This is a genomic window from Novosphingobium capsulatum NBRC 12533, assembly GCF_001598375.1.
GTDB classification, from domain to species: domain Bacteria; phylum Pseudomonadota; class Alphaproteobacteria; order Sphingomonadales; family Sphingomonadaceae; genus Novosphingobium; species Novosphingobium capsulatum.
On the sequence record NZ_BCYV01000016.1, the window covers coordinates 60,928 to 73,131 of the forward strand.

Sequence of the window (12,204 nt, forward strand, 5' to 3'; positions counted from 1 at the left end):
GGGATCACTCGCTTGGAAGAAGGGGTTCAGAGACGGTCGCGCAGGGCAAAGAAGGTCATCGCGGCGGCCATGGTTGGCCAGCGCAGCAGGGTGCCCCCGGGAAAGCGGGGCGTGGGCAGGCGGCGTACCAGATCGAGCGCGGGCGCGGGCAGCCCGGCCATGGCTGCGCCGATTTCGCCACCCAGCCACGGCGCCAGCACCACGCCTAGCCCGGAAAACCCGCTGAGCGACCACAGGCCGGGCGCAACCTGCGCGGCATGGGGCAGGCGATGTGGGGTGATTGACAGCGTGCCGCCCCAGGCATGGTCGATCGCCACATCGGCCAGTTGCGGAAAAACCCGCAGCATATGCGGCCGCACGAACGCGGCGATATTGGTCGGCAGGCGCCAGGAATAGCGTTCCCCGCCGCCGAACAGCAGGCGGTGATCGGGCGTGATGCGGAAATAATAGACCACGAAGCGCGAATCCGACACCGCCTGGCCGCCAGCGATCAGCGCAGCCGCCCGCTCTGGCCCGAGAGGCGCGGTGGTGGCGATGAAGTTGTTGATCGGCAGAACATGAGCATCGACCGCCGGCACCAGGCCCGTGGCATAGCCGCCGGTTGCCACCAGCACCTGGCCCGCGCGCACCGTGCCGCCGGGCGTGGTCACGCGCCAGGCCTGGGCCGTGCCCGGCGGGCCATCGGGCGCAATGCCGGTGCAGCGGCTGTGCGGATGGATCACTGCCCCCGCCGCGCGGGCAGCGCGCGCCATGGCGAGCGCCAGCTTGAGCGGGTGGAGATGGCCGCCGGCCATATCCAGGCTGCCACCGTGATAGGCCTGGCTGTCGACCATGGCGCGAATGTCGTCACGACCGAGCGGGGTGAGCGCGTGGTGGCCATAGGCCTCTTGCAGAAAGCGCACCTCGGCATGGGTCTGCGCCATCAGGCCAGGCTTGTGATCGGCGTGGATCAGCCCTGCGCGAAAATCGCAACGGTCGGGATCGTTTTCGATCAGCCGATCAAGGTGGTCGCGCGCATGGCGGGCCATGGTCCACATTTCGCGCGCACCGTCGCTGCCCATGTGGCGCGCCAGCCAGTGCTGGTCCTTGTTCCAGCCAACGTGGACCTGGCCGCCATTGCGGCCCGAGGCGCCCCAGCCGACAGGCCCGCTTTCCAGCAGAACGACCGATCGCCCGGCCTCTGCCAGCCGCAATGCGGCACCCAGACCTGTGTAGCCCCCGCCGATGATGCAGGCATCGGCCTGCACATCCTGGTCCAGCGCCGTGCCGGCAAAGGCCATGGGCGCGGTGGCGGCGTAATAGGACGGCGGATAGGCCCGCACATCCTCGCCGGTTGGTCCTGCCCGCTCGATGGATCGAGGCGTCAACATTACCTGTGGTTCTACCCCATGCGGCAAGGGGCGACAAGCGAAGCACTGGGGGTTTGGCTGCCAGGCCGGTGCGTGCCATGCACCGGCCTGGCGCGTGGAATTCAGGGGGCTGCGTCAGCCAGGGTGGCGCCATCCCAGTGTTCATCGGCCTTGCCATCGACAAAGCGCCACATGTCGAACCAGGTGGTGGTATAGGTCTTGCCCGGGTTCTTGGGGTCCTTGAGCGTGCGCACCATGCTCACGACCACGCGATCGCCCTCGGCCGTGACCGCGGCGACCGGGGTGGCCATGTGCGCCGGGCATGCCTTGGGCTGCACCTTGACTACCTGGGTGAAGAAATGGACCACGGTATCGCGGCCCGAGGGCACCATCGGGTTGTGCTGGTGATAGGCCGGGGTAAGGTATTGATCCGCCTTGTCCCAATGCCCGCATTCCAAAAGGTCTTTGACGATATGGAGTGCGGCCTGCTTGTTGCGGTTGAGCACTGGATCGGGGCTGGTGAACAGGCTTTCGGGATCGGGCACCGCCACCACCGCTTCCTGCGCGTGAACGGGCGTTGGCAGACTGGCCAGGGGCACGGCGGCCAGCGGCAGGGCGAAAAGGCCGGCGGCGATCAGGGCATGGCGTAGCATCGTTGGCTCCCTCCTTACGAAAACGGCGTTACAGCGGCAGGCCCAGCCGGGGGCCGATCCAGACCATCAGGCTGTAGAGCGCAATGGTGAGCGCGCAACCAGCCAGCAGCGCCGACCAGAACCCGGCGCCGTGGCGCAGCAGGGCCGGGATCAGCAGGAACATCGGCAGCGAGGGCAGCACATACCAGAACGTGGCCCCGGCATGGGCCGCCATGTTTTCGGCATCGGGGCGATCGTGCCACAGCCAGATCATGCCGATCACCGACACCAGCGGCAGCGACGCAATCAGTGCGCCAAAACCGGGATAGCGCTTGGCAAGGGTGGAGGCGGTGGCGATCAGCACGCCGGAAATGGCGGCCTTGAGAGCAAGCTGCAACATGGTGCGCCGGTGTTACGGCAGCCGCGCCGCGTTGCCTAGCGCTGCTTGGCCAAATGGGGTGCTGGCAGGAGGGGTGAGGATGGGTGGGTAGCTGCTGCTTGTGCCGCCATTGTCGCATGGTAACAAGCGGGACCCCGGATCAAGTCCGGGGTGACGAGAAATTTGAGATAAATTATTTTCTCACCGTCACCCCGGACTTGATCCGGGGTCCCGCTTTCCTGTTGGCGCATGCCACGTTCGAAATTGGGCGATTGTCGGCATATTTGGCTCGCGCAGAGGCGCAGAGAGGCTCTTCAATCTCCGCGCCTCAGCGCCTCTGCGCGAACACTTTTTCCTATATCGTTGATAGAAATATAAATCTCTATCTACAGCGTCGCCCAACACCGCGATCAGCCCAGCAGTATGACCGGGGCCTTGGTGTTCCAGCTCAGCCATACCGCCTCGCCCACGGGCAGGGCGGAGACGAGCGAGCGTTCGCCGTTGGCGCGGGCCACCTTGAAGGTTGCGCCGCTGGACGTTTCCACATCGTAGAGCGTCTGGCTGCCGAGGTAGGCGGAGCGCACGATCGTGCCGGCCACCACGTTGGCCTGCGGGCAGGCGTCGGGGCCGGCGGGGCGGCCTTCGCTGGCCGGGGTCATCGTGATCTTTTCCGGGCGGATGCCGGCCCACACCGGCGTATCGGGCGCGCCGGTCACGCCGTGGCTGACGAAGATCGGCACATCGAGTTCGGGTGAAGTCACTGCGGCGTGATCCCGCTCGTCGACGCTGAGGCGGCCTTCGAACATGTTGATCGTGCCGATGAAATCAGCCACGAACCGGTTGGCGGGGTATTCATAGAGATCGCCCGGCACGGCCACCTGTTGCAGGCGGCCCCGGTTCATCAGCGCGCAGCGGCTGGCCATGGCCAGCGCTTCGTCCTGATCGTGGGTGACCATCACGAACGTGACGCCGACATCGTGCTGGATCTGCGCCAGTTCGGCGCGCATCGCATCGCGCAGCTTGGCATCGAGCGCGGACAGCGGCTCGTCCAGCAGCAGCACCTTGGGCTTTTTCACCAGGGCGCGGGCGAGGGCAACGCGCTGGCGCTGGCCACCCGAGAGCTGATCGGGCTTGCGGTGGCCAAATTCGTCGAGCTTTACCAGGCGCAGCGCCTCGGCCACGCGGGCGTCGCGCTCGTCCTTGGCGACGCGATCGATCTTGAGGCCATAGGCGACGTTGTCGGCCACGGTGAGGTGCGGGAACACGGCGTAGGACTGGAACACCATGTTGACCGGGCGGCGGTTGGGCGGGGTGGTGCTCATGTCCACGCCGTCGATCAGGATGCGCCCTTCGGTGGGGGTTTCCAGGCCCGCCAGCATGCGCAGCAGCGTGGTCTTGCCGCAGCCCGATGGGCCGAGCAGCGAGAAGAATTCGCCGCGTTGGATATCGAGGCTGACATCGTCCACCGCGATGAACGAGCCGAACCGCTTGGTCACGTTCTCGAACTGGATGAGAGGCTGGGTCATGGGAAAGTCCTGTGTGAAATCAGTGGCCCTGGGCCAGGTCGCGACCCTGCAGCTTCATGCCGATGGCGGTGAGCGCGATGGTGATGAGCATCAGCACGGTCGAGGCGGCGTTGACCTCGGGCGTGACGGAGAAGCGCACCATCGAATAGATCTTGACCGGGAAGGTCACCGTGTTTGGCCCCGAGGTGAAGAAGGTGATCACGAAATCATCGAGGCTGAGCGTGAAGGCGAGTAGCCCGCCCGAGATCAGCGCCGGGCGCACATGGGGCAGCAGCACATCCCACAGCGCGCGCAATTCGCTGGCGCCCAGATCGCGTGCGGCCTCTTCCATCTCGCGGTTGAAGCTGGCGAGGCGCGCGCGGACCACCACGGCGACGAAGGGGAAGCTGAACGTGATATGGGCAATGATGATCGCGCCCAGATCGAACGGCCAGACCAGATCGCGCGGCCAGGGCACGATCTGCCCGAAGAACACCAGCATCGCCACGCCCATGCAGATTTCAGGCACCACGATCGGCAGGGTTACCGCGCCATCGAACAGGCCCTTGCCGGGAAAGCGGAAGCGCCACAGCGCGATCGCGGTCAGGGCGCCGAGCACCACGCTGAACAGCATCGAGATGAACGCGATGGTCAGCGAATTGGTAAAGGCATCGATCAGCGCGGAATCGTTCCACATCGTGCCGTACCAATCGAGCGTGAAGCCCTCCCAGCGGATGGTGCGGCGGCTGTCGTTGAAGCTGAACACCACCAGGCTGGCCAGCGGCAGATAGAGGAACAGGATCACCGCGCCCACCCACAGGCGCAGCGGCCAGCGGCGACTGTATTCGAGCGGGCCAGGCTTGCTATCGAGCGGCTTGGAGGCAGTGGCCATCAGGCGTCTCCCTGCGGGCGGGCGCGAGCGGCGCGGCGATCCTGGATCGCGCGCAGGCCCATGGCCAGGAGCGTGAGATACATCAGCATGAACGACAGCGCAGCGCCGAACGGCCAGTCGTTGGCACGCTTGAACTGCCGCTCGATCACGCTGGCGATCATCTGGCTGTCAGGCCCGCCGAGCAGATCGGGCGTGAGGTAGGAGCCGAGCGCGGGAATGAACGTGAGCATGATTGCCGAGAGGATGCCCGGCTTGGCGATCGGCACGATGACCTTGAAGATCGTGGCGATGTGCCCGGCGCCCAGATCGAGGCTGGCCTCGATCAGCGAGCGGTCCATGCGATCGAGCGTGGAATAGAGCGGCAGGATGATGAAGGGCAGGTGCACGTAGACCAGGCCGACGATCACCGCGAAGTTGGTGTGCAGCATCTCGACCGGGCCAAACCCGAACAGGCCGAACATGTCGTTGATGTAGCCCTCGGTGCGCATCACCGCCATCAGGGCATAGGTGCGCACCAGCAGGTTGGTCCAGAACGGCAGCATGATGCCCAGCAGCAGCAGGATCTTGCCGCGATCGCTGGCAAAGGTCATCGCCAGGGCATAGGGAAAGCCGATCACCAGGCACACCGCCGTGGTCACCCCGGCAAAGACCAGCGACTTGGCAAAGATCAGCAGATAGACCGGATCGAACACGCGCACGTAGTTGTCGAGCGTGCCGGTCACGGCCACTTCGGTCAGCCCCAGGGTGCGGCCAAAGCTGTAGGCCCAGATCACGCTGAGTGGTACGACGAAGAACAGGGTGATCCAGGCGGCCGGCGCGGTCAGCACGGCCCAGAAGGCGCGCCTGCTGGTGTTCGATGCGCTGCTCATCGCCGGGCAGTTCCCATGGTTCGTGGCCTCATGCGTCCTGGCCTCATCGGTGGCAATTCCCCAGTTTGCGCGGCCCCGCGAAGGGCCGCCGGGCGCCGCGGGCACACGCCAAGACGGCGCCCGAAGCGGGTGGTTGAACATGCCTGCCTGCGTGACGCCCGTTTTTGGTGTGCGTCGGGTTTATGCTATTGCGGGGTGACCCCGTTATCTGCGATCACACTTATGCGCGGGAACCGGCCCGGTCAATCGCAAATCGCTGTGGCGCGAATGTGCCCGCCCGCGCCGGCTTTCGTCAACTACCGCGCAGCACCTGGCCCAGCCGGGCAAAGAACCAGGCCGAGGCCGGGTTGCGATCGGCATCCCATTCCGGGTGCCATTGCACGGCCAGCACCTGTGCCGTGCCGACTTGCGCCGAAAAGGCCTCAACCAGCCCATCGGGTGCCACCGCTTCCACCGTCAAGCCCTGGCCCAGCGTGGCCACGGCCTGGTAATGCACGGAATTGACGGTGATCGCATCGCCCAGCGCGGTGGCCAGGATGCCGCCGGGCGTCAGGCTGACCGGGTGGGTCTGGGCAAACATCTCTTCCAGGCTGGCGCCATCGGGGGCGTGGTGCCTGACCGGCCCATCGCTGGGCAGGGTTTGCAGCGTGCCGCCGAACGCCACGTTGAGTTCCTGGAAACCCCGGCAGATGCCGAACACCGGCTTGCCGGCGCGCAGCATGGCATCGCCCAGCGCCAGCGTGGTGGTATCGCGCGCGGGATCGAACGGCCCGTCACCGGCGCTGGCGCCATAGCGCCACGGCTCCATGTTGGACGGGCTGCCGGTGAGCAGCAGGCCATCGAGCCGGCCGGCGAGCGCGGCCCAGTCGGTCAGGCCGGGCAGGGCCGGGACCAGCACCACATCGCAATCGGCGTGGGCGGCGGGCGCGCGCAGATAGCGGTCGATTACGCCATGCACCGGTTCTGGCCCGCCGCTTCGCAGGCAGCACGATACGCCCAGCAGCGGCCGCGTCATGCCGGCAGCACTCCGAGCGAGGACAGCGTGGGCGTGGAAATGGTGACGGACTTCATGTCGGCATACTTGAACAGCGCGTGCAGGCTGCGGTCGCGGCCAAAGCCGGATTGCTTGAACCCGCCGAAGGGCATGGTGATGTCGCACGCGTCCCAGCCGTTGACCCAGACCAGGCCAGCGCGCAGGCGCCGGGCAAAGGCGTGGGCGATATCGATCGAACCGGTCCACAGGCCCGAGGCGAGGCCATATTCGGTGTCGTTGGCAAGGGCGAGCGCCTCTTCGGGCGTATCGAAGGGCACCACCGCCAGCACCGGGCCGAACACCTCTTCCTGGGCCAGGCTGCTGGCGTTGCTGACGGTATCGAACACCGTGGGATCGAGATAGAACCCGCCGGTTTCGGCGCGCGCGCGGCTGCCGCCCAGGCGCAGCGCGGCGCCTTCCTGCTGCGCGCGGGCGATGCGGGTGAGCACGCCTTCCAGCTGCTTTTCACTGATCACCGCGCCCAGTTGCGTCGCCGGGTCGAGCGGATCGCCCGGGCGGATGGTGCGGGCCACGGCCAGCACCTTTTCGACGAATTCGGCGTGGATCGAACGCTGCACCAAAAGCCGCGATCCGGCGGTGCAGACCTGGCCCTGGTTGTAGAAGATGCCCCAGGCCGCGGCCGCCGCAGCGCGATCGAGGTCGGGATAGTCGGCAAAGACGATGTGCGGGCTCTTGCCACCCAGTTCCAGGCTGACGCGCTTCAAGTTGCTGTCGGCCGAATAGCGCATGAGCTGGCGGCCGACCGGGCCCGAGCCGGTGAACGTGATCATGTCGACATCGCGGTGCAGCGCCAGCGCGGCGCCGGCGTCCTGGCCCGTTCCGGTGACGACATTGAGCACGCCATCGGGAATGCCGGCCTCGAGCGCGAGTTCGGCAAAGCGCAGTGCGGTGAGCGAGGACAGTTCCGATGGCTTGACCACCATCGAATTGCCCATGGCGATGGCCGGGGCGATTTTCCACATGGCCATGAGCAGGGGGAAGTTCCACGGCACGATCGCGCCGATCACGCCCAGCGGATCGTGCACGGCATAGCTGAACTTGTCGGGGCCGGTGGGGCCAACCTCGCCATGGATCTTGTCGATCGCCTCGGCATAGAAGCGCAGCGTGCCGAGCGCGAGCGGCACGTCGACATTGCGGGTGTCGCTGATCGGCTTGCCCGAATCGATGGTTTCGAGAACGGCGAATTCTTCGGCCGCAGCCTCCAGCTTGTCGGCCAGCGTCAGCATCAGCTTCTTGCGCTGGGCTGGCTTCATGTCGCGCCACTGCCCGCTTTCAAAGCGGCGGCGGGCGGCGGCCACGGCGCGGTCGATATCGCTGGCATCGCCCGCCGGCAGGGTGCCGATGACCTGGCCAGTGCCGGGGTTGACGGTGTCCAGCGTGGCGCCCGACGCGGCCGCAACGCTGGCGCCGCCGATCACGTGGTGGGCCGGCAGGCGGCTGGGCAGGGTGGGCGGGGCACTGGTCATCGTCTGGTTCATCCGGCTGGTGCAATGTGTGATCACTAATAGCCATTGTGGCCCGTGGTGCAAGGTCTGGCAGCCATGGCTTCTGTGTATTTCCCGGCGTCGAAAGAGCGGTTGTGGGCGGAAAAGCGCGTGGCAATCCGACGATCCGGGCTGGACAGCGCGGCGGGCTTTTTATATGTGATCACACCATGACACAAGAAACCGCCTCGTCCTTTGCCGCCTGGCTTGCCGCCCATCCCGAAGTGACCCGAGTGGAAGCCTTTCTCACCGACGTGAACGGTGCGCCCAAGGGCAAATGGCTGGTGCGCGACAAGGCCGTGGCCCTGGCGGCCAAGGGCCTGCCGATGCCGCTTTCGGTCTTTGCCCTCGATGCCTGGGGCTGTGACGTGGCGGGCGCAGGCCTGGCGTTTGGCACGGGCGATCCCGATGGGCTGTGCTGGCCGGTGGCCGGGCGCTGGAGCAAGGCGCCGTGGCTGGGCGAGGATAGCGCGCAGGTGTTCCTGGGCATGGTCGACAAGGATGGCGGCCCCGTGGTGGCCGATCCGCGCGGGATGTTGCAGGCCCTGCTGGCGCGCTATGCCGCGCGGGGGTTGACCCCGGTGGTGGCGACCGAACTGGAGTTCTACCTCTATCGCCTGGAAAACGGCGTGCCGGTGCCGCCCGATGGCAATCTGCGCCGCAACGACACGCTCTCGACCACGGCGCTGTCTGCCCATGCCGCACTGTTCGACGAGATCATGGCGCTGGCCCACGCCATGGGCATTCCCGCCGACGCGGTGATCAGCGAGGCGGGGCCGGGGCAATACGAACTGAACCTGCTGCACCGCGCCGATGCACTGGCCGCGGCCGACGATACCGTGCTGATGAAGCGCATCGTGCGCGCGCTGGCGGCGCACCACGGGCTGGGCGCGACGTTCATGGCCAAGCCCTATGGCGATTGTTCGGGCAGCGGCATGCATATCCATGCCAGCCTCAACGATGCAGCGGGCAAGAACGTGCTGGCCAAGCCCGAGGGCGGCCCGGCCGACATGCTGCTGCACGCAGTGGCCGGCCTCTTGGCGGCGATGCCCGAAACGATGCTGGCGTTTGCGCCCAACTACAACTCGTTCCGCCGTTTCCGGCCCGATGCCCATGCGCCGGTCTCGGCCAGCTGGGGCATTGATGACCGCTCGGCCGCGGTGCGGGTGATCGTGGGTGATGCCAAGGCCACGCGGATCGAGCATCGCATCTCCGGGGCAGACGTGAACCCGCACGTGGCCATGGCGGCGATGCTGGGTGCGATGCTGCAGGGGATCGAGGACGCGGTGATGCCGCCGCCGGCGCAAGACCCGCTGCATCCTGGTGCCGGCGCGCCGCTGCCGGTGGAATGGGGCGCGGCGCAGGCCGCCTTTGCCGCCTCTGAACGCGCGGCGGGCATGTTCGGCGCGCGCTTCCGCGATATCTTCCTGGCGTGCAAGCAGCAGGACCGCGCCGCGTTCCTGGGCCAGATCGACCGGTTTGAATACGATACCTACCTGGGATTGCTGTGATGGACATGGCGGTGCCGGGCCTGCACCAGGCGGCGCCCTATGCCGGGATGCCCACCTGGTATGCCGCCAGCGCCAACCCGGCGCCGCAGCGGCCGGTATTGCAGGGCGCGCAGCGTGCCACGGTCTGCGTGATCGGGGCCGGGTTCACCGGCCTTTCGGTGGCGCTGGAGCTGGCCGAAAAGGGCATCGACGTGATCGTGCTCGAAAGCGAGCGCGTGGGCTGGGGCGCATCGGGCCGCAATGGCGGCCAGCTGATCAACGGCTATTCGCGCGGGCTTGACGTGCTGGAAGCGCGGCACGGGCCAGACGTGGCGCGCGCATTGGGCGCAGTGGCGCTGGAAGGCGCCGCGATCATCCGCGACCGCGTGGCGCGCTATGGCATCGCTTGCGATCTGGTGGATGGCGGGCTGGGCGTGGCGCTGACCGCCAAGCAGATGCGCGGGCTGGAGGAAGAGCAGCAGGTCTGGGCCGCACATGGCCATGCCGGGATCACCGTGCTCGACCGCGAGGCCCTGCGCGCCCATGTCCAGAGCGATCGCTATGTCGGCGGTATTCTCGATCCACTGCGGGGGCATTTCCATCCGCTGAACTATCTGCTGGGCGAAGCCGCCGCGTTCGAGCAGCTGGGCGGCCGCCTGTTCGAACACAGCCGCGTGACCCAGGTGGATGACAGCGGGCCGCGCCCGCGCGTGGTCACTGCGCAAGGGGAGGTGACCGCCGATACCCTGGTGGTGTGCGGCAATGCCTATCTCGGCAAGACGCTGCCCTGGCTATCGGGGCAGATCATGCCGGTATCGAGCCAGGTGGTGACGACCGAGCCGCTGGGCGATCTGGCCGCGCAGCTCTTGCCCAGCAATGCCTGCGTGGAGGATGCCAACTACATCCTCGACTATTTCCGCCGCACGGCCGACGGGCGCCTGCTTTATGGCGGCGGCATCGTCTATGGCGGGCAGGACCCGGCCAGCGTGGAAGCCAAGATCCGCCCCGGCCTGATCAAGACCTTTCCGCAGCTCAAGGACGCGAAGCTGGAGTTCGCGTGGAGCGGCACCTTTGCCATGACGCTGAGCCGCATGCCGCAGATCGGCCGGCTTTCACCCAAGGTGTTCTATTCGCATGGTGACAGCGGCCACGGCGTGACGACCACGCAATTGCTGGGCCGCCTGCTGGGCGAGGCGATCGCCGGGCAGCATGCGCGCTTTGACGTGTTTGCCGATCTGCCGCACCCGCCCTTTCCCGGCGGGCAGCGCTTTCGTGCGCCGCTCTCTACCCTGGGATCGCTGTGGTACACGCTGCGCGATCGGCTGGGGGTGTGAGCCGCGCATATGGGCGGCATTGTGCCTGAATCGATGCCTCATCCATGGCTGAATCGATGGACCTTTGCGGGTCGATCGTGCACAATCGCTTGGTTGGTGGCGGTCCTGTCCGGCCGAGCGCCTTCGATCCCACGTTACGATCCCGCTGCCACTCCGTGGCCGGGATATCCGCGATCAACACCTGAAGGACGGTCGATAATGCGTCGTATCCCCCTGTTCGTTTCTGCCCTGGTGGGCCTGGCCGCAGCCGTGACGGCGCCTGTGGCCCATGCCCAGAATGCCGCTGCCGGGGCCGCCATGTTCAAGCAGCAGTGCCAGATGTGCCATGTCAACACCGCCGGCGCCAAGGGCTTTGCCGCGCCCAACCTGTGGGGCGTGGTCGGGCGCCAGGCCGGTTCCACCGCGTTTGCCTATTCCACCGCGCTCAAGAATTCGGGCAAGACCTGGGATCCCAAGACGCTGGACACCTTCCTGACCGCGCCGGGCAAGCTGGTGCCGGGCACGCGCATGGTCGTGGCCATTCCCGATGCCAAGAAGCGCGCCGACGTGATCGCCTATCTCAAGACCCTGCACTGATGCCCGTGATGGCGTAAGATGCGCCCCATCATCGTCACCCCGGGCTTGACCCGAGGTCCCGCTACCCTTTGGGGCTGGATGAGCAAAAAGCGGGATCCCGGATCAAGTCCGGGATGACGACGAGGGAGCGAACGCCAGACCACGCCCATTAGACCGGAGCACCGCACATGCCTGTTTCGCTGACAATCGATGGCAAGCAACGCACCCTGGCCGTGGCGGAAGACATGCCGCTGCTGTGGGCCTTGCGCGATATCGCCGGGGTGACCGGCGTGAAATTCGGTTGCGGGGCGGGCCTGTGCGGCGCGTGCAGCGTGCTGGTGGACGGGCAACGCCTGTTTGCCTGCCAGACACCGGTGGCCGATGTGGCCGGCAAGGCCGTGACCACGATCGAGGGGCTGACCGGCCAGCCGCTGGGGCAGGCCCTGGCGGCCGCCTGGGAAGAGCTGGACGTGGTGCAGTGCGGCTATTGCCAGCCCGGGCAGATCGTGGCCGCCGCCGCGCTGCTCAAGGCCAATCCCAAGCCCGACGATGCCGCCATCGATGAAGGGATGAGCGGCAATATCTGCCGTTGCGGCACCTATAACCGCATCCGCGCCGCGATCCATCGCGCCGCCGACACGATCAAGGCTTGAGGGAGGGA

Annotated in this window: 12 protein-coding genes; 4 read left to right on the forward strand and 8 right to left on the reverse strand. The window is 66.9% G+C overall.

Annotated elements, in window-relative coordinates; translation table 11 throughout:
• Positions 1-26: 26 nt before the first annotated feature.
• The 8 genes from SCA01S_RS15635 to SCA01S_RS15670 form a co-directional block, all read right to left on the reverse strand.
• The gene (locus tag SCA01S_RS15635; RefSeq protein ID WP_062787276.1) at positions 27-1,370 is read right to left on the reverse strand and encodes an NAD(P)/FAD-dependent oxidoreductase; all 1,344 of its coding nucleotides are present in this window, start codon (positions 1,368-1,370) and stop codon (positions 27-29) included.
• A gap of 101 nt (positions 1,371-1,471) precedes the next feature.
• A complete protein-coding gene (locus tag SCA01S_RS15640; protein ID WP_062787279.1) occupies positions 1,472-2,002 on the reverse strand; it encodes a nuclear transport factor 2 family protein in 531 nt (176 codons plus the stop codon).
• A gap of 28 nt (positions 2,003-2,030) precedes the next feature.
• Entirely contained in the window at positions 2,031-2,381 is a 351-nt protein-coding gene (locus tag SCA01S_RS15645; RefSeq protein WP_022678247.1) for a DUF3147 family protein, read from the reverse strand.
• 389 nt (positions 2,382-2,770) lie between these two features.
• A complete protein-coding gene (locus tag SCA01S_RS15650) occupies positions 2,771-3,886 on the reverse strand; it encodes an ABC transporter ATP-binding protein (protein ID WP_062787282.1) in 1,116 nt (371 codons plus the stop codon).
• Positions 3,887-3,905: 19 nt separating this feature from the next.
• Positions 3,906-4,757 (reverse strand): ABC transporter permease, encoded by an 852-nt coding sequence (locus tag SCA01S_RS15655; protein ID WP_062787285.1) that lies wholly within the window; start codon positions 4,755-4,757, stop codon positions 3,906-3,908.
• The gene (locus tag SCA01S_RS15660; RefSeq protein ID WP_028658376.1) at positions 4,757-5,626 is read right to left on the reverse strand and encodes an ABC transporter permease; all 870 of its coding nucleotides are present in this window, start codon (positions 5,624-5,626) and stop codon (positions 4,757-4,759) included. The genes SCA01S_RS15655 and SCA01S_RS15660 overlap by 1 nt, the downstream gene beginning before the upstream one ends.
• A gap of 292 nt (positions 5,627-5,918) precedes the next feature.
• Positions 5,919-6,641 (reverse strand): gamma-glutamyl-gamma-aminobutyrate hydrolase family protein, encoded by a 723-nt coding sequence (locus tag SCA01S_RS15665; protein ID WP_054130775.1) that lies wholly within the window; start codon positions 6,639-6,641, stop codon positions 5,919-5,921.
• Positions 6,638-8,158 (reverse strand): aldehyde dehydrogenase, encoded by a 1,521-nt coding sequence (locus tag SCA01S_RS15670; protein WP_062787288.1) that lies wholly within the window; start codon positions 8,156-8,158, stop codon positions 6,638-6,640. Before SCA01S_RS15670 ends, SCA01S_RS15665 begins: the two co-directional genes overlap by 4 nt.
• A gap of 176 nt (positions 8,159-8,334) precedes the next feature.
• Between SCA01S_RS15670 and SCA01S_RS15675 the strand changes: the two genes are divergently transcribed.
• The 4 genes from SCA01S_RS15675 to SCA01S_RS15690 all read left to right on the forward strand — a co-directional run bounded on the left by SCA01S_RS15675 (position 8,335) and on the right by SCA01S_RS15690 (position 12,196).
• Positions 8,335-9,675, forward strand: coding sequence for a glutamine synthetase family protein (locus SCA01S_RS15675; protein ID WP_022678240.1), 1,341 nt, complete (start codon positions 8,335-8,337; stop codon positions 9,673-9,675).
• Entirely contained in the window at positions 9,675-10,988 is a 1,314-nt protein-coding gene (locus tag SCA01S_RS15680; protein ID WP_084391052.1) for an NAD(P)/FAD-dependent oxidoreductase, read from the forward strand. The genes SCA01S_RS15675 and SCA01S_RS15680 overlap by 1 nt, the downstream gene beginning before the upstream one ends.
• A 198-nt stretch (positions 10,989-11,186) precedes the next feature.
• Positions 11,187-11,564 carry a c-type cytochrome gene (locus SCA01S_RS15685; protein WP_054130773.1) on the forward strand — a complete coding sequence of 126 codons (378 nt, stop codon included), beginning with the start codon at positions 11,187-11,189 and terminating at the stop codon, positions 11,562-11,564.
• A gap of 167 nt (positions 11,565-11,731) precedes the next feature.
• On the forward strand, positions 11,732-12,196 hold the full coding sequence (locus tag SCA01S_RS15690; RefSeq protein ID WP_054130772.1) for a (2Fe-2S)-binding protein: 465 nt from the start codon (positions 11,732-11,734) through the stop codon (positions 12,194-12,196).
• Positions 12,197-12,204 lie beyond the last annotated feature (8 nt).